Origin of the sequence: Plantactinospora sp. CA-294935, from assembly GCF_050936445.1 — a bacterium.
In the GTDB taxonomy this organism is placed as follows: domain Bacteria; phylum Actinomycetota; class Actinomycetes; order Mycobacteriales; family Micromonosporaceae; genus Plantactinospora.
In genome coordinates this window covers 5,904,366-5,923,192 of sequence record NZ_JBNJMU010000001.1, presented here as the reverse complement: position 1 = coordinate 5,923,192, position 18,827 = coordinate 5,904,366, and the positions used below count along the sequence as shown (strand labels likewise).

Sequence of the window (18,827 nt, the reverse complement as noted above, 5' to 3'; positions counted from 1 at the left end):
CCCGACCCGTCGCGAGTCCCGCTCCGCCGGGACTCCGACCCGTCGGGGTCCCGGCCCCGGGCCCGTACGCCCATTGCACCGGGACGAAACCCCCGCCCACCACCACCCGAACCGCCGGAGCACGCCATGAATCGAAATAGCCCGCCACGCCGTACCGTCGCCGCCGTGGTCCTGGCCACCGTCGCGGCGCTGCTGCCGCCGCTGGTCGCGGTCGGCGTCGCAGCCCCACCGGCGGCCGCCGCGCCCCCACCGACAAGCCAGTTCGAGAAGGTCAAACTCGACGGCGGGCTCTCCATGGGCGAGCCGATCGAGCTGTCCGTGCTGCCGGACGGCAAGGTGCTCTACATCAACCGGGGCTCCAGCTCCGGCGGCGGGCAGGTCCGGCTCTACAACCCGGCCACCGGCTCGACCACTGTCGCGCTGACGTTGCCGCTCGACGCCCGGTTCGAGGACGGTCTGATCGGCATCACCCTGCACCCGCGGTTCGCCACCAACCGCTGGGTGTACCTGTTCTATTCGCCGGTCGCCACCCCGCTGGTCAACCGGATCTCCCGGTTCACCTTGAACCCGAACACCCTGCAACTGGGCGGTGAGACGAAGCTGATCGAGTGGCCCACCGAGCGGCGGCTCTGCTGCCACTCGGCCGGCTCGATGACCTGGGACAGCAACGAGAACCTCTACTTCGCGGTCGGCGACAACACCAACTCCGGCGGCGACTCCGCCGGGATGGCGCCGATCGACGAGCGCGCCGGCCGCGACCCGCAGTACGACGCCCAGCGCACCTCGGGCAACACCAACGACCTGCGCGGGAAGATCAACCGGATCCATCCGGAGGACGACGGCAGCTACACCATCCCGGCCGGGAACCTCTTCGCGCCGGGTACCGCGCAGACCCGTCCCGAGGTCTACATCATGGGGGTCCGCAACCCGTACCGGATCTGGGTCGACAAAAAGAACGCCAACACCCTGTACTGGGGCGAGGTCGGGCCGGACGCGGGTGCCACGATCGCCAACCGGGGGCCGGCGGCGTACGACGAGTACAACCGGGCGACCGCGCCGGGCAACCACGGCTGGCCGTACTGCGGCGGGCCGAACGTCGCGTACAACGACTGGAACTTCGCCACCAACTCGCCGCGCGGCTGGTTCCCCTGCGGTGGCAGCACCGGCCCGGTCAACGACTCGCCGAACAACACCGGCCAGCGACAGTTGCCGCCGACCCGGGGCGCGCTGGTCTGGGAGCAGCACGGCGGCAGCAAGGAGTGGCCGGCGCTGGACAACCCGGGCGGCTGCGGATCGCCGAACCACGCCGAGGTCTACCACCACGACCCGAACCTCGACTCCGAGGTGAAGTGGCCGGCGTACTACGACAACAAACTGATCATCACGGAGTACTGCCGCAACTGGATCAAGGAGGTCCAGTTCGACAACGGCAACCCGCGTACCGGCAACCCGACAGTCATCGAGCCGGTCCTCGCCGGGATGTCGTTCGTGCACCCGATCGACATGGAGTTCGGCCCGGACGGCTCGCTCTACCTGCTGGAGTACGGCAACGGCTACTTCTCCGGTGACGTCGCCGCCGGCCTCTACAAAATCAACTACGTTGCCGGAGGCCGCTCCCCCACCGCCGTCGCCTCGGTCAACCGGGACAACGGGCTCGCCCCGCTCCAGGTCAGCTTCTCCAGCGCCGGCAGCACCGACCCGGACGGCGACCCGCTGACGTACGCCTGGGACTTCGACAGCAACGGCACCGTCGACTCGACGGCGGCGAACCCGACGTACACCTACACCGGCAACGGCGACAAGCGGGCCCGGCTGACCGTCGACGACGGTACCGGCCGCTCCGGCACCACCCAGGTCGCGGTGGTGGTCGGCAACAACCGGCCGACCGTCACCCTCGGCGGCGTCCCCAACGGCGGCCTCTTCTCCTGGGACGAGAACCTCACCTCCACCGGTACGGCCACCGACCCGCAGGACGGCACCGTGCCCTGCGCCAGCGTGGTGATCCGGGCCGCGCTCGGGCACCAGGAGCACGCCCACGAGGAAGGGGAGGGCACCGGCTGCGGCTTCACCGTCAACACCGGCCCGGTGCACTCCGGCCCGGACGCGGTGCTCTTCTTCGTGCTGCGGGCCAGCTACACCGACCGGGGCGCCACCGGCTCGGTACCGCTGACCGGGCAGCACGAGGTCACGCTCTGGCCCAAGCACTGGCAGGCCGAGCACTACGTCTCGGTGCACGGCCCGCAGGTGATCAACGCCTCCGGCGCCGAGGGCGGCCGGCGGCTCGGCGACATCCAGACCGGCGAGTACGTCCGGCACCACGCGGTGAGCCTGAAGGGGATCACCGGGGTACGGGCCCGGGTCTCGTCGGACAAGGCCGGCAACGTCGTCTCCTTCCGGTACGACTCGCCGACCGGCCCGGAGGTCGCCCGGGTCACCGTGCCGAACACCGGCGGCTGGGACACCTACACCGAGGTCACCGCCCCGGTCACCAAGCCGGACGACGGCACCCACGACCTCTACGTCGTCTTCACCGGCGGCAGCGGCGGAGCCCTGCTCGACCTGGACAGCTACACCTTCACCGGCGCCGGGGTGAGCACCCCGACCGGTGGCGGTGGGCCGCGTACCGGGCCGATCCGGGGCATGGACAAGTGCGTCGACGTCAACGCGGGTGGCACCGCCGACGGGACCCGGGTGCAGATGTGGGACTGCATCGCGGGCTCGGCCAACCAGCAGTGGACACTGCCCGGCGACGGCACCGTACGGGCCCTCGGCAGGTGCCTGGACGTGGCGGCCAGCGGCACCACCAACGGCACCCTGGTGCAGCTCTGGACCTGCAACGGCACCGGGGCGCAGCAGTGGGTGGCCGGCGCCAACGGCAGCCTGCGCAACCCGCAGGCCAACCGCTGCCTGGACATCCCCGCCTCCAACCCGGGCAACGGCCGGCAGTTGCAGATCTACGACTGCAACGGCAGCGGCGCGCAGAACTGGACCCTGCCCTGACCCCGACCGGCTGACCGCCAGCCCTCGGGCCCCAACCCCCTCGCAAGGAGTTCGCATGCGCAGACGTCTTCTCACCGCCGTGGCCGCCGCCGTGGCTGCCGGGCTCGCCCTGGCCGGGGCGGTCACGGTGGTGACACCGGCACCGGCCGAGGCTGCCCCGCTGACCAGCGTGCTGGTCTTCTCCAAGACCGCCGGTTTCCGGCATTCCTCGATCGCACCCGGGATCGCCGCGATCCGGCAGCTCGGCACCGCCAACGGCTTCACCGTGACCGCCACCGAGGACGCGGCGGCGTTCAGCACCGGCAACCTCGGCCAGTACCAGGCGGTGGTCTTCCTGAACACCACCGGCGACGTACTCAACGCCGGCCAGCAGAGCGCCTTCGAGTCGTACATCGCGGCCGGTGGCGGGTACGTCGGGGTGCACGCCGCGGCCGACACCGAGTACGACTGGCCCTGGTACGGCGGGCTGGCCGGGGCGTACTTCGCCTCGCATCCGGCGACCCAGCAGGCCACCATCCGGGTCGAGGACCGGGGCAACGTCTCCACCTCGCACCTGGGCCCGACCTGGACCCGCACCGACGAGTGGTACAACTACCGGACCAATCCCCGGTCCCGGGTGAAGGTGCTGGCCAGTCTGGACGAGTCGTCGTACAGCGGCGGGTCGATGGGTGACCACCCGATCACCTGGTGCCAGAACTACGGCGGCGGGCGTGCCTGGTACACCGGGCTCGGACACACCGACGAGTCGTACTCGGATCCGTTCTTCGCCCGGATGCTGCTCGGCGGCATCCGGATCGCCGCCGGGGCCGCCCCGGCCGACTGCCGCCCGGAGAGCGGCTACACCGCGCTCTTCGACGGCACCCAGGCGACCTTCGGGCAGTGGCGGCAGGCCGGACCGGGCGGCTTCACCCTGGCCGACGGCACCCTGACCTCGTTCGGCGGGATGGGGCTGCTCTGGTACCCGGTCCGTACCTTCGGCAACTACTCGCTGAAGGTCGACTGGATGATGCCGGGCGACGACAACGGCGGAATCTTCATCGGCTTCCCCGACCCGCAGGGTGACCCGTGGCGGCCGGTCGACGCCGGTCACGAGATCCAGATCGACGCCACCGACGGCGACCCGTCCCGGACCACCGGCGGCGTCTACAGCTTCTCCGCGCCGAACGCCACGATCCGGGACGCCGCGCTGAACCCGCCCGGCTCGTGGAACACCTACGAGATCGGCGTGCACGGCCAGCGGGTCGAGGTCTGGCTCAACGGGGTCAAGGTGAACGACTACACCAGCAGCCGGGACATCGCCAACGGCTACATCGGACTCCAGAACGACGGCGCCGGGCTGGACATCAGCTACCGGAACGTGCGGATCAGGACCGACGGGCCGTCCCAGCCGCCCGCCACCGACCTGGCCCGGGGTAAGCCGGTCACCGCCACCAGCGTCGAGCCGAACAGCCCGCACGTGGCGGCGAACGCGGTCGACGGCAACTCCGGTACCCGGTGGGGCAGCGCGTACGGCGACCCGCAGTCGATCACCGTCGACCTCGGCGCGTCGTACCCGCTGAACCGGGTCCGGCTGAACTGGGAGACGGCGTACGGCCGGGCGTACCAGATCCAGGTCTCGCCGAACAACTCCTCCTGGACCCAGGTCTACGCCACGACCACCGGCGACGGCGGCGTCGACGACGTGCCGGTCTCGGCGAACGGCCGCTACCTGCGGATCACCGGTACCCAGCGGGCCACCCAGTGGGGCTACTCGCTCTGGGACCTCAACGTCTACGGCGGCTGACCCGCCGGCACTTTCCCAACCCACACCGCGCGCCGCGCCCCGCAACCCGGGGCGGCTGCCGCGCACCCCGCCAGGAGAGAAGGTTCCCGTGTCACCACACCCCAGCAGACGACGACCGTGGTCGTCCGCGATCGCGACGGTCGGCACCGCCGTCGCGATCCTCGCCGCGCTGCCCTCGACGGCGGCCCAGGCCGACCCGGTCCCCGCCGCCGACTACCAGCAGGTCACCCTCGCCACCGGCTCGGCCGAGATCGGCGAGGCGATGTCCCTGGCCGTGCTGCCGAACCGGTCGGTGGTGCACACCGCCCGCAACGGCACGGTCCGGGTCACCGACGCGGCCGGCAACACCAAGGTCGCCGGCAACATCCCGGTCTACACCCACGACGAGGAGGGGTTGCAGGGCGTCGCCGCCGACCCGAACTTCGCCAGCAACCGCTACGTCTACCTCTACTACTCGCCGCCGCTGAGCACCCCGGCCGGGGACGCCCCGACCACCGGCAGCGCCGCCGACTTCGAGCGCTGGAAGGGGCACCTGCGGCTGTCCCGGTTCACCATGAACGCCGACGACACCCTGAACATGGGCAGCGAGCGGGTGGTGCTCCAGGTGCCGAACGACCGGGGCCAGTGCTGCCACGTCGGCGGGGACATCGACTTCGACGCCGCCGGCAACCTGTATCTCTCCACCGGTGACGACACCAACCCGTTCGAGTCCAACTCGTACACCCCGATCGACGAGCGGACCGACCGGAACCCGCAGTTCGACGCGCAGCGCTCCTCCGGCAACACCAACGACCTGCGCGGCAAGGTGCTGCGGATCAAGCCGCAGCCGGACGGCACGTACACGATCCCGGCCGGCAACATGTTCGCGCCGGGTACCGCCGGCACCCGGCCGGAGATCTACGCGATGGGCTTCCGGAACCCGTTCCGGATGAGCGTCGACAAGGCGACCGGGATCGTCTACCTCGGCGACTACGGCCCGGACGCGGGCGTCGGCGACCCGAACCGGGGACCGGGCGGGCAGGTCGAGTTCAACCGGGTCACCGGGCCGGGCAACTACGGCTGGCCGTACTGCACCGGCACGAACACCGCGGCGGAGACGTACAACGAGTACACCTTCCCGTCCGGGCCGTCCCAGGCGAAGTACAACTGTGCCGGCGGGCCGACCAACAACTCGTTCCGGAACACCGGCCTGACCACCCTGCCGCCCGCCAAGCCGAGCTGGATCAGGTACGGCGACGCCGGCTCGCCGCCGGAGTTCGGCGGTGGCTCCGAGTCGCCGATGGGCGGCCCGGTCTACCGGTACGACCCCAACCTCAACTCCAGCGTCAAGTTCCCGGCCTCGCTGAACGGCCGCTTCTTCGCCGGCGAGTACGGCCGGCGCTGGATCAAGGCGATCGCGGTGAACGCCGACGGCTCGCCCGGGGAGATCTCCGACTTCCCGTGGCGCGGTACCCAGGTGATGGACCAGGCGTTCGGGCCGGACGGCGCGCTCTACGTGCTCGACTACGGCACCGGCTCGAACAACCAGGCGCTGTACCGGATCGAGTACATCGGCGGCGGCAACCGCAGCCCGATCGCGGTCGCCACCGCCAACCGCACCTCCGGGCCGAGCCCGCTGACCGTGAACTTCTCCTCGGCCGGCAGTTCCGACCCGGAGGGCGGGGCGCTGAGCTACCTGTGGACGTTCGGCGACGGCACCACGTCGACGGCGGCGAACCCGACGAAGACGTACACCGCGAACGGGACGTACACCCCGACGCTGCGGGTCACCGACCCGGCCGGGCTGACCGGCACCGCCAGCCTGGTGGTCACGGTCGGCAACTCGGCGCCGACGGTGAACCTGACCGTGCCCGGCAACGGCACGCTGTTCAGCTTCGGTGACACGGTACCGTTCCAGGTGACCGTCACCGATCCGGAGGACGGCACCATCGACTGCTCCCGGGTCCGGGTGGCGTACGGCCTCGGGCACGACAGCCACACCCACGAGATCACCTCGAAGACCGGCTGCTCCGGCACCATCAACGTGCCGGTGGACGGTGAACACGACGCCGCCGCCAACATCTACGGCGTCTTCGACGCCAGCTACACCGACAACGGCGGCCTCACCTCGCACAGCATCCGGACGCTGCAACCGCGGCACCGCCAGGGTGAGCACTTCGGCGCCCAGTCCGGCGGGGTGCAGACCGCCGAGCACGCCACCGCCGAGGGCGGCCGGACCGCCGGCTTCATCGACAACAACGACTGGATCTCGTACCAGCCGTACCAGCTCGGCAACGCCACCCGGTTCACCGCGCGGGTCTCCTCCGGCGGTCCCGGCGGCACCATCGAGGTCCGGGCCGGCTCGGCCACCGGCACCCTGCTGGGCAGCGTCGCCGTGTCGAACACCGGTAGCTGGGACACCTTCACCAACGTCTCGACCAGCCTCGCCAACCAGCCGTCCGGGACGACCTCGCTCTTCCTGGTCTTCTCCGGCGGCGCCGGCAACCTCTTCGACGTGGACTCGTTCACCTTCGCCACCGGCAGCACCGGCGGCGGGCCCGCGACCGGGCTGCGGGCGACGGCCAACAACCAGTACGTCAGCGCCGTCGGCGGCAGCCCGCTGATCGCCGACAAGGCGAGCGTCGGGGCCACCGAGCAGTTCGACCTGGTCGACCTGGGCGGCGGCAACGTCGCACTGCGGTCCCGGAACACCGGGATGTACGTCTGCGCCGAGAACTCCGGGGCGAACCCGCTGGTCGCCAACCGGGCCTCGGCCGGCGCGTGGGAGACGTTCGCACTGGTCCGCAACTCGGACGGCACGGTCAGCCTGCGGGCCACGGTGAACAACATGTACGTCGCCGCCGAGAGCGCCGGCACCGAGCCGCTGATCGCCAACCGGACGGCGATCGGCCCCTGGGAGAAGTTCACTCTCGTCAACGGCTGAGCACCGCCGGGCCGGGCGGTGCGGTCGGGAGTCGCCGACCGCACCGCCCGGGCCCGGCACGACAACGGAGGTAACCCCTTATGCACCTGAGAAAACACTGGCTGCGCAGTACCGCCGCCACCCTGCTGCTGGCGGCCGGGCTCGCCGCGCCGGCCGCACCGGCGGCCGCCGTCACACCGCCCGGCAGCGTGGCGCCGGTCGCGGTGGCGGCGCCGCCGCAGACCGCCGGCGACGTGCACATCTTCTATTACTCCTGGTACGGCAACCCGGCGCACTCCGGCAGCTACCGGCACTGGCAGCAGGGCGGCCACACCCCGCCGCAGGACATCGGCGCCAACTTCTATCCCACGCTCGGGGCGTACGACTCCGGCGACCCGGCGGCGGTGCGGCAGCACATGGCCTGGATCAGCCGGGCCGGGGTCGGGGTGGTGGTGCACAGTTGGTGGGGACAGGGCTCCTTCGAGGACAACCTGACCCCGGTGGTGCTGGACGCCGCCGCCGCACACGGTCTCCAGGTCGCCTGGCACCTGGAGCCGTACGGCGGGCGGACCGCCGCGTCGACCGTCGCGGACATCAACTACATCCACAACCGGTACGGCGGCCACCCGGCCTTCCACCGGGACACCGCACACGGCAACCGGTCGGCGTTCTACGTCTTCGAGAGCCTGCGGATCACCGACTGGACGCCGCTGGAGCAGGTCAAGGGGAACAGCATCGTGCTGGCCCAGACCACCGACACCACCAAGGTCGCGCACTTCGGCGGCATGTACACCTACGACGGGATCGCCGGGGCGACCGCGCCCGGCTGGGCCAACGCCAGCGCCTTCTGCAAGGCAAACGGCCTGGTCTGGGCCCCCTCGGTGGCACCCGGCTACCTGGACGACCGGGCGGTACCCGGCAACACCACCCCGACCGTCGACCGGGCGAACGGCGCGGCCTACGACCGGCAGTGGGGCAACGCGCTGGACGCGGCGAACGGCGGCCCGCCGACCTGGGTCTCGATCACCTCGTTCAACGAGTGGCACGAGGGCTCGACGATCGAACCGGCCAGCAGCAGCCCGCCGGCCGGGCACGGCTATCTCCACTACTCAGGGGCGTACGGGCTGACCGGTGTCGCCGCCGAGACCGCGTACCTGGACCGGACCCGGCACTGGGTGCGCCAGTTCAACCCGGCGGTGGGCCCGGGAACACAGCCCGAACCGGGCCGCTCGGTGAGCCTGCGCGCCCACGCCAACGGCCGGTACGTCACCGCCGACCCGGCCGGCACCGCCCCGCTGATCGCCAACCGCACCGCGATCGGCACGGCGGAACAGTTCGAGTTGGTGGAGCTGAGCGGCGGCAACGTCGCGCTGCGCGCCCAGTCCAACGGCCGGTACGTCGCCGCCGAGAACGCCGGGGCCGCCCCGCTGATCGCCGACCGGACCGCGGTCGGCGGCTGGGAGACGTTCCGACTGGTCCGCAACGGCGACGGCAGCGTCAGCCTGCGCGCCACGGTGAACAACCGGTACGTGGTCGCCGAGAACGCCGGGGCCGCCCCGCTGATCGCGAACCGAACCGGGATCGGTCTCTGGGAGCGGTTCGACCTGGTCGGCTGAGAACCCGCCGCGACGGGGTCCGGCCACGGCCGGGCCCCGTCCCCGGATTCCGGCGCGTCCGCGTCATCCGCGCGCCGATCTTGAGGTACGCAAGCAGCCAGGGGTGGGCGCGCGACGCACCTTGGCGCGGCTCACCCCGCACGGCCGGAAGGCGTTTCTGGCCCACGCGGCAGCGCTGGAACGGATCGCCATGGCCGCGCGGGCACCGCAGCCGGCCGACTCGGAGACCGCCTAGTCCGGTACGCGCTTTCTCGATGGTCTGCGGCCGTGGGTCTGCGGACACGAGCCGGACAGCGCTCTGTCAGCAGGGCCGGTTGGTCAGAGCGAGGAAGCGACCGACCGCCACCCGGGCATCGGCGCGGATGCGACGGGCGGATGGGGGCGGCTCGCCCAGCAGTGTCCGGATCTGCACGTCGCGGACCACCACACCTTCATCAGTACGATGCAATGGATCAACGCGACGGTGCGCAACGGCTGGTTCGCGGCCAGCTTCTTCGGCGCGCTGCCGCTGACCGCGATCTGCTCGCACCGAAGACGGTCAGGCCTCAGAACTCCATTCCGTGCCGCCGGTCGCCGAGAACCCGTTCGCAGTTCTCCTGTTCGGCGCGGGCCGAGAACGGCTCGTCGTCAGGGGACGCCGACGCCGTCCGCTCCTCGTCGCGCTGCCCCGCTCCCGCCCGCCCGGCGTCGTTCTCGTCGGTCATGGGTCGCGCCTCCCGCCGTTTCGGCCCGGACTTCGGTTTCCGGCACCGACGATCCGCCGGTAGCGGCGCAGCGGCAAGCAGACTTGCCGGCTCGGCAAACCGGCCGGCTCGTCCGGATCGACAGAACCCCGCGACACGACGTACGGCGCGGTCATCAACGGCGACCACGTCACCGCGACCGGCCTCTTCGTCGAGCACTTCCAGCGCTACAACACGGTCTGGAACGGCGAGGACGGCACGACGATCCTCTACCAGAACGAGCTGCCGTACGACCCGCCGACCCAGGCGGACTGGATGAACGGCGACGTCGAGGGCTGGGCCGACCGCCGATCGCGGGCGAGGAACAGCTCGACCGGCGTCAGGAGCAGGTCAACCGGGCGGCCGCCCAGTCGCCGTGGTCTTCACCGTTGCCGTTGCCGCCGTCGGTGATCCGCAACTCCAGCCGCTGACCGCCGGTGACGTCGGCGGAGATCCGCTCGGGCCCGGCCGCACCGGTCAGCACCCCGGTCGCGGCCCGCCGCTCGCCGTCGACCCAGACCTCGAAGCCGACCGAACCCCCGTCCACCTCGTCGTCGACCCCGACGTCGGCCCGGAACGCGCTGCATCCGCCGGCCAGGTCGACCACGATCCGCGACGCTGCGTGCGCCCCGATCCCCTTGTCGTACGTCGTCGCGCCGATGCGCAGCGGCCCCCCGTCACCGGCCGGCTGCTCGCCGTTGCTCATGTCCCGCTCCACCGGCCCCCACCCGTTCTCGGCCACCAGGAACGGCAGGTCGCTCACCCAGCGGTCGCCCGGCGGCAGCGGGGCGCGTACCGTCGTGCGGGCCTCGACGGTGCTCGGGAAGCCGTTGCCGACCGCGTCCACCGTCGCGGTCAGCTCGTAGCTGCCGTAGTCGGTCTCCGGCGGCGCGGTGACCGCGAAGACCGCCTCCTCGGGTGTCCCGAACGCCACCTCGGCCAGCGGGACGGCGGCCGGGCTGACCGTCCAGCCGGCTGGCGCGGCCAGCCTCACCACCGCGTCCCGCAGGCCGTCGGCGCACCGGGCGGTGACCGTGACCGCGACCCGCTGCGGTTCGCCGGGGCGGATCTCCGCTCCGGCCGGCAGCGCGACCTCCGGCGGGCAGGGCGCGGCCGTCCGGGAGTCGGGTACCCCGCCGGCCCGGATCTCCCGCCCGGTCAGCGGGCGCAGCGTCAGGGTGTACTCGTGCGACCGGTTCGCCGGCACCCGGTATTCGTCCAGCACCGAGTTCGGCGTCTCGCCCATCCCGGTCTCGCCGGCGGCGGCGTGCAGCGTCACCCAGCCCTGATTTCGGACCAGCGGAAGCTGGAAGTCGTACTCGGCGCGGGCCAACTCGTCGTACGGGGTGACGCTGACGTCGAGGTCGGCGCCGGTGGAGCTGCCGACCAGCAGTCCCTGCCGGCCGTCGGTCAGCGACGCCCACCGGGCCCCGGTGTGGTTCCCGTACGCCTGCGGCCGGGAGTAGCGCACGTACTCCTCGTGCACCGTGCTGCGCCAGACGCCGGTGAAGGCGCCCCGCTGCCGGTCGTTGTAGGTCTCCTGCGGGCCCCGGCCGTACCAGGCGAACCGCTGCATCGAGTCCGGCACCCGGACCTGCACGCCGACCCGGGGCAGGTAGGGCAGTTGCCCGACGCCCGCGCCGCGTGGCGTGACCCGGTGTTGCAGGGTGATGGTGCCGCGCCCGTCGATCCGGTACCGCATGGTCTGGTCGATCTCGAAGGTCGCCGAGCCCCGGGCGACGCTGCGCACCTCGACCACCGCCGCACCGTCCTGCACGGCGGACGACACGCCGGTCACCTCGGTCCGCAGCCGGTCGAGGCCGAGCGCGTGCCAGATCTCCCGGTCGGCAGTGCCCCAGCCGTACGTCTCGTTGCTGGTCGGCGGCCGGTAGACGTCGAGTTCCGGACCGGTACGCAGCAGCTCCCGGCCGCCGGAGGTCATCGAGCGCAGGATGCCGGTGCCGGTGTCGAACCGGTACCGCCAACCGGGACCGGAGACCAGCACGGTCTCGCCGTCCCGGGTCAACCGGGGGGCGGCGCCGGCCGGTGCCGACGGGAGTACGCCGGGCACCACCCGGCCACCGGCGGCGAACTCGTCCCAGCCGTACCGCACGCCGTCGGTGCCGATCGCCTCCAGCCGCAGCCGGCGCTGCCGGTCCTGCGGGTTCGGCGGCGCGGCACCGAGGGCGAGGTCGACGGTCTGGCCCGGGCCGAGCCGCAGCGAGCGGGTGCCGGACCGGAGCGTCCGGTCCACCTCGACCAGCGACCAGCGCAGCCGCAGGTCGAGCGCGGCCGCCGGCTGCTCGTTCTGCACCCGGACCCGGCCCGTCGCCGCGTCGTCGGTGCCGAACCGGACCGGCGCGTGTGCCCAGGCCACCTCCACGGTCTCCGGCTGGAGGTAGCGGTCGGTGCCGACCAGCCCGTCGGTGCCGGAGAGGCTGAGCCCGAGGCTGTCGAACTCGCCGCGCGGCTGCGTCCGGTCGAAGTCCAGGGCCAGTGCGGCCCGGTGCACCGGGTCGGCGGCCAGCTCGTCGGCGGTCAGCGCCGTGCCGTAGACCCGGACGTCGTCGACCAGCCCCCGGGCCAACCGGGTACGCAGGTCGTCCTGCTGGGTGGCGGCGTTGCGCCCGATGTTCACCTCGGACAGACCGGGGTCCAGGGGGCCGGAGCGGGCGAGGCTGCCGACCTCGACGCCGTCGACGTAGAGCCGCAACGCCGTCCCGTCGTAGCCGCCGCTGACCCGGTGCCAGCCGTCGTACCAGTTCGCCGGCACCGGCGCGGCCACCGAAGCCCAGCCGGCATCGGTGGTGACCCCGAACTCCAGGGTCGTGCGGTCCCGCATCTGCAGGGCGTACGCCCGGCCCTTGGTGACGACCGGGAAGCTGCCGGCCCACTCGCCGGGCCGTACCCAGGCGTCCAGGGTCACCGCACCGGTGAAGTCGAGCCGGCGGTCGCGGAACACGTCGACGAAGTCGTCCAGACTGGACAGTGCGACGGCCCGGCCGCGCCGCCCGTCGACCAGGGACGGCTTGCCGACGAAGAACGCCTGGATCCGGTTGGCCGACGAGTCCGGGGTGAGTACCAGCGGTTGGCGCAGGTTGGCTTCGGCCCAGTCCCAGACGAAGCCGCCCTGTAGCGACGGGTGGCGCCGGGCGAGCGCCCAGAACCGGTCGAAGTTGCCGACGCTGTTGCCCATGGCGTGGGCGTACTCGCCGAAGACCACCGGCCGGGTGGTGGTGCTGGCGATGGACTCGACGTACCCGGGAGTCGGATAGCGCGGCCCCCACACGTCGGCGTACGGCGCGTCGCCGTTCGGGTTGTTGGACTGGTGGTAGAGCAGCCGGGTGGGCTCGTTGGCGTCCGCCCACTCGGCCATCGCGAAGTGCGCGGTGCCCAGGCCCGCCTCGTTGCCGGTGTCCCAGATGATCACACTCGGGTGGTTCTTGTCGCGGTGCACCATAGCCTGGAACCGGTCCGCGAACGCCGCCTGCCACTCCGGCCGGGAGGCGAGGCAGTTGTCCGGGCAGTCCTCGTGGGAGTGGGTCTCGATGTCCACCTCGTCGGCGATCCACAGCCCGTGCCGGTTGGCCAGGTCGTAGAGGTAGGGGTCCGAGGGGTAGTGCGAGGTGCGGACCGCGTTGATGTGCAGGCTCTTCATCAGCGCGACGTCGCGGCGCTGCGCCGCCCGGCTGACGTGCCGGCCGCTCTCCGGGTCGGTCTCCGCCCGGTTGGTGCCCTTGATCAGGATGCGTTCGCCGTTGACCAGCAGTTGCGCGTCGCGCACCTCGACCTCGCGGAAGCCGACCGCCTGCGCGGTGGTGTGCACCACCCGGCCGTCCGGGTCGAGCAACTCCAGCACCAGCGCGTACAGGTGCGGCGCGTCCGCGCTCCACTTGGCCGGGTCCCGCACCGTGGTGCTGAGCGTGCCCTGCCCGGTCATCGTGCCGACCGTCCGGCCGGCGGCGTCGCGCAGGGTGCCCCGCACGGTGTACCCGTCGGCCGGGCCGGCCAGCGCGACCCGGGCGGTGAGGGTGGCGTCCCGGTACCGGTCGTCCAGGTCGGTGGTGACGTACGCGTCGCGCAGGTGGGTCCGCGGGGTGGCGTACAGCCAGACGTCGCGGAAGATGCCGCTGTAGCGCCACTGGTCGACGTCCTCCAGGTACGCCCCCGAACCCCACCGGTGCACCTGCACCGCGACCCGGTTGGTGCCCGGGCGCAGCGCGTCGGTCACGTCGAACTCGGCCGGGGTGTAGCCGCCCTGGTCGTAGCCGACGTAGCGGCCGTTGACCCAGACGAAATAGCCGCTGGTGACGCCCTCGAAGCGCAGGAACGTACGCCGGCCGGACCAGGACGGGGAGACCTCGAACGCGCGCACGTAGGCGCCGGTGGGGTTGACGTCCCGGGGCACCCGGGGCGGGTCGTCGGGCCAGATCTCCTCGGGGATGTTGCGGAACATCGGGTGGTCGACGAAGTCGGACTGCCAGGTGTGCGGCACCGTGGCGGTCGGCCAGCCGGAGACGTCGTAGCCCTCGGCGTGGAAGCCGGCCGGCACCTCGTCGGGGCGGTCGGCGATGGTCAGTCGCCAGTCGCCGTTCAGCGGCAGCATCCAGGGCGACCGGGCACTGTGCTCGGTGACGTCGGCGGCGGCGGTGCGGGCGTCCGGGTACGGGCGCAGCATCGCGTGCGGCGGCTGCTGCCCCTCACCGGTCATCCCGGGATCCTCCAGGTAGCGGTAGACGTCCTCGACGGTGACCGGACCGCCGGCAGCGGTGGCGCTGCCCCGGCGCTCGGCGGCGTGCGCGGCGGCCGGCGGCAGCACACCGGGCACCAGCAGGGCGAAGAGGGTGAACCCGGCGAGGATTCCTCGTGCTGGCATCAACACCCTCCCACCCGGATCTCGACAGATCCGCACAGAGACCGAAAATTATCAACTCTTCCTAACATCCAGAAGCGACGATATTCAAGAGAATCGGGGTCTCGACCGGACCGGACCGGACCGCACGGGCCGAGAGCGGCCCGGCCGGGCGCCGCCGATGGTCACCGATCGGGCCCAACCTCTTCTCGCCCACCTGGACGGTCGCCGAGACCGTTACCGACGACAACCGGACATGCCACTGCGGAAGTGACGTACCCACGGAATAGACTCGAAAAAATCCTTGCGGGGGGAGGCAAGGGATGCGCTTCGGGATTCTCGGACCACTTGAGATCCGCTCGGCTCGTGGTCCTGTGCGGATCGGTTCCAACCGGCAGCGGGCACTGCTCGCCGCCCTGCTGGTCCACCCGGCCCGGTCCGTCGCGGTCGACGAGCTGGTGGAGTCGATCTGGGGTCCGGCCGCGCCGGAGAATCCCCGCGCCGCCGTGCACACCTGCGTGACCCGGCTGCGCCGCAGCCTCGACGAGGCCGGTGCCGAACCGGTCCGGATCGAGCGCCAGGTCGGCGGTTACCGGCTGGCGATCGACCCGCAGGACGTCGACGTCGGCCGGTTCGAGGCGGCGCTGCGGCGGGCCGAGACGGCGAGGGAGGCGGCGGACCAGGCGACCGAGGCGGCCGCCCTCCGGGCGGCCCTCGACCTCTGGCGGGGCGAGCCCCTGGTCGACGTCGGCTCGGACTACCTGGACCGCGAGGTCGTACCCCGGCTGGTCGAACTCCGGCTGGCCGCGCTGGAACGCCGCATCGACCTCGACCTGCGGGCACCGGGCGACCATTCGGCCCTGGTCGCCGAGTTACACGGCCTGACCGGCCGGTATCCGTTACGGGAGCGCTTCTGGGTGCAGCTCATGATCGGCCTGACCCGGTGCGGCCGGCGCGGCGAGGCGTTCGCCGTCTACCGCGAGGTCCGGCGGCGCCTGCGGGAGGAGTTGGGGGTCGACCCCGGCGAGGAGGTGCAGCGGGTCCACCTGGCCCTGCTCCGGGGTGACCCGCCGCCGACCGGTGGCAGCGACCCGACCCGGGCCGTCACCGAGGCGGCAAAGTGGACGACCTCCTGCCAACTGCCGCTGGACGTCGGCGACTTCGTCGGCCGGAACAGGGAACTCAAGCAACTCCTCGACGAGCTGCGGCAACCAACGGGCGGCGGGCCGGCCGTGGTGGTCGTCAGCGGGCCGCCGGGGGTGGGCAAGTCCGCACTCGGTATCCGGGTCGCCCACCAGATCCGGGCCGACTTCCCGGACGGCCAGTGGTATGTCCGGCTGCGCGGCGCGGGACCGGGCCGGCGGGATCCGGCACACGTACTTGCCGAGCTGCTGCGTACCGCCGGGGTAAATCCGGTCGGTCTGCCGGACGACACGGACGAACGCGCCGCACTGCTGCGGTCCCGGCTCGCGGACCGTCGGGTGCTGCTGCTCCTCGACGACGCCGCCGACGCCGCGCAGGTGGCGCCGCTGCTGCCCGGTCGGCCGGGCTGCGCTGTCCTGATCACCAGCCGCTCGGACCTCGGCGGGGTGACGGCGCTGTACGGCGCCCGCCGGCTGGTGCTCGGCCTGCTCGTCCCGGACGAGGCGCACGAGCTGCTCCGCCGGATCGTCGGGCCGGACCAGCTCGGTGCCGAGGAGGCGGCGGAACTGGCCGACCTCTGCGGCAGACTGCCCCTGGCGCTGCGGATCGTCGCCGCGAACCTGGCCGGCCGGCCCTCGCTCGACCCGGCCCGGTACGCCAGCCAACTCGCCGCCGGGGACCGGCTGGCGAAGCTCACCGCCGACGGGGACGAGAACCTGACGGTCCGCTCGGCGTTCGACCTGTCCTACGCCGGCTCCGACGAGGCGCAGCGACGGGCGTTCCGGCTGCTCGGGCTGGTACCCGGGCCAGACGTGTCGGTGCCGGGCGCGGCGGCGCTGTTCGGTCTCGACGAGGAGCGCGCCGGCCGGCTGCTGGACCAGCTCGCCGCGGCGAACCTGGTGGAGCGGCACACCATGGAGCGGTTCCGCCTGCACGACCTGCTCCGGCTCTACGCCGCCGACCGGGCCGCCGCCGACGAGTCGGCGGACGAGCGGGCGGCCGCGCTGCGCCGCCTCTTCGACTGGTATCTCTACGGCGCCAACGACGCGACGATCCGGTGCTATCCGATGATGTACCCGGCCAGCCTCCCGGAGCCACCGTCCGGGCTGCGCACACCCGAGCACGACTCCGCCCGGGCCGCCCTGGACTGGCTCGACGCGGAGCGGGCCGGCATCTGCGCCGCCGTGCAACACTCCGCGCGGCAGGGCCCCACCCGGTACGCCTGGCTGCTCACCTATGCGATCCGGCCGGACATGCTGCTGCGCTACCACATGGCCGAGCTGGACGCGATGAGTGAGGCCGCGCTGGACGCCGCCCGGCGTACTGCCGACCAGCAGGCCGAGGCGATGATGCTGCTGACCCGAGGGACGCTGGGGGTGGCCACCAACCGGTTCCAGGAGGCGCTCGGCCACCTCGCCGAGGCGCAGCCGCTGGCCGAGGCGCACCAGCAGGCCGAGCTGGCCGCGAGCATCGCCAACATCTGGGGACTGGTCCATCTCAACCTCGGCGAGCTGACGCAGGCCGCCGCGCAGTTCGACCGCTCGCTGCGCTGGGTCGACGTGATCGGCGAGTCGGCCCGGGCCCGGACCGTCTCCACCCTGATCAACCTGGGCGTCGCCCGCCTCGAACTCGGCGAGCTGGACCGGGCCCGGACCTACTTCGCGCGTGCCCTGGAGCTGGCCGAGACGCACGGCTCGCCGTTCAGCGCGGCGACCGCCCTGGTCAACCTCGCCGCGGTGGAACTGGAACTGGGCAACCTGGACCGCGCACTGGTCCTCTTCGAGGACTCGCTCGGCAGATATCAGGAGTGCGGGGCGCGACCCGAGGAGGCGATCGCGCGGCAGGGGCTGGCGACGGTGCACCGGGACGCCGGACGCTACGACCGGGCCGAGGAGCAGGCCCGGCTCGCGGTCGAGCTGACCGAGCAGATCGGGCACCGGCGGTACGCCGCCGACTCGCTCGCCACGCTCGCCTCGATCTACCTGCTGACCGACCGACCCGACCTGGCGGTGGCGCACTACGCGCGCAGCCACGACCTCGCGGTCGAGTTGGGCTATCCCCGGGTCGAGATCGAGTCGCTGGCCGGTCTCGCCCTGCTGGAGGCCCTCGACACCGACCGGTCCGCACCGCCGCCGGGTCCGACGCTCCGGGAGCCGTTGCCGTCCCCGCCGGGGTCGGGTTCGCACCAGAAGCCACCGAACGCGCCGATCGCGGTGGCCGGTCCACCGACAACCGGAGGCCCGGGCACGCCGGCCGGTCCGTCCGGCACCGCGGTTTCCGCGGCTCAGCCGGACGCGGTGATCCGGGCGAGGGCGGCCGGGCTGCGGCTGATGGAGGCGAAGGCCCTGGTGCTGCGCGCCCGAGTGCGGCTACGAGAGGGCCGGCTCGACGACGCGTCGGACGACGCGGAGCTGGCGCTGACGCTGCACCGCGAGTCGGGATGCCGGCTCGGCCAGGCCCAGGCGCTGGTCCTGCTCGGCGAGGTCGCCGCGCTCCGCGAACGCCCGGAGGCGACGGAACGGTGGCGGGAGGCGGCGGAGCTGTTCGCCGCGATCGGTTCGCCGTTCGCGGCGGAGACCCGGGCACGGCTCGGTAAGCCGCTACCGAACCCCGCCTGATTCGGGCGCGGCCCCGGTCCCGCCGCGCCGGTCGGCGACCCCGCGCGCAGCGAGCTGCGGTGGCGACCGACGGCAAGCGGCAGGTCCGGCGAACCGGCGAGCGGGTCGCGCCGACGAGGAGGTCGAGCGTGACGTCCCGGCTCCGGGTCCCGGTGACACCGGCAGGCTCCGGGCCCCTGTGACACCGACCG

8 protein-coding genes and 1 pseudogene are annotated in these 18,827 nt (G+C 72.5%); 7 read left to right on the top strand and 2 right to left on the bottom strand.

Annotation, left to right across the window (positions count from 1 at the left end):
• Positions 1-126 precede the first annotated feature (126 nt).
• The 5 genes from ACQEVC_RS26325 to ACQEVC_RS26305 all read left to right on the top strand — a co-directional run bounded on the left by ACQEVC_RS26325 (position 127) and on the right by ACQEVC_RS26305 (position 9,536).
• Positions 127-3,000 (top strand): ricin-type beta-trefoil lectin domain protein, encoded by a 2,874-nt coding sequence (locus ACQEVC_RS26325; protein ID WP_432882390.1) that lies wholly within the window; start codon positions 127-129, stop codon positions 2,998-3,000.
• Between the two features lie 55 nt (positions 3,001-3,055).
• A complete protein-coding gene (locus ACQEVC_RS26320) occupies positions 3,056-4,783 on the top strand; it encodes a ThuA domain-containing protein (RefSeq protein ID WP_432882387.1) in 1,728 nt (575 codons plus the stop codon).
• Between the two features lie 88 nt (positions 4,784-4,871).
• Positions 4,872-7,706 carry a PQQ-dependent sugar dehydrogenase gene (locus ACQEVC_RS26315; RefSeq protein ID WP_432882384.1) on the top strand — a complete coding sequence of 945 codons (2,835 nt, stop codon included), beginning with the start codon at positions 4,872-4,874 and terminating at the stop codon, positions 7,704-7,706.
• Between the two features lie 80 nt (positions 7,707-7,786).
• Entirely contained in the window at positions 7,787-9,301 is a 1,515-nt protein-coding gene (locus ACQEVC_RS26310) for a hypothetical protein (RefSeq protein ID WP_432882381.1), read from the top strand.
• A 103-nt stretch (positions 9,302-9,404) separates the two neighbouring features.
• A complete protein-coding gene (locus ACQEVC_RS26305; RefSeq protein ID WP_432882378.1) occupies positions 9,405-9,536 on the top strand; it encodes a hypothetical protein in 132 nt (43 codons plus the stop codon).
• Between the two features lie 310 nt (positions 9,537-9,846).
• On the opposite strand, the gene ACQEVC_RS26300 is transcribed toward ACQEVC_RS26305, so the two are convergent.
• Positions 9,847-10,005 carry a hypothetical protein gene (locus ACQEVC_RS26300; protein WP_432882375.1) on the bottom strand — a complete coding sequence of 53 codons (159 nt, stop codon included), beginning with the start codon at positions 10,003-10,005 and terminating at the stop codon, positions 9,847-9,849.
• A 138-nt stretch (positions 10,006-10,143) separates the two neighbouring features.
• On the opposite strand from ACQEVC_RS26300, the pseudogene ACQEVC_RS26295 reads away from it, so the two are divergent.
• Positions 10,144-10,326 (top strand): annotated as a pseudogene (locus ACQEVC_RS26295) (hypothetical protein); the annotation flags it as partial.
• A gap of 37 nt (positions 10,327-10,363) precedes the next feature.
• On the opposite strand, the gene ACQEVC_RS26290 reads toward ACQEVC_RS26295, so the two are convergent.
• The gene (locus ACQEVC_RS26290; RefSeq protein WP_432882373.1) at positions 10,364-14,899 is read right to left on the bottom strand and encodes a glycoside hydrolase family 2 TIM barrel-domain containing protein; all 4,536 of its coding nucleotides are present in this window, start codon (positions 14,897-14,899) and stop codon (positions 10,364-10,366) included.
• 350 nt (positions 14,900-15,249) lie between these two features.
• Between ACQEVC_RS26290 and ACQEVC_RS26285 the strand changes: the two genes are divergently transcribed.
• On the top strand, positions 15,250-18,636 hold the full coding sequence (locus tag ACQEVC_RS26285; RefSeq protein WP_432882371.1) for a BTAD domain-containing putative transcriptional regulator: 3,387 nt from the start codon (positions 15,250-15,252) through the stop codon (positions 18,634-18,636).
• The last annotated feature ends 191 nt before the right edge of the window (positions 18,637-18,827 follow it).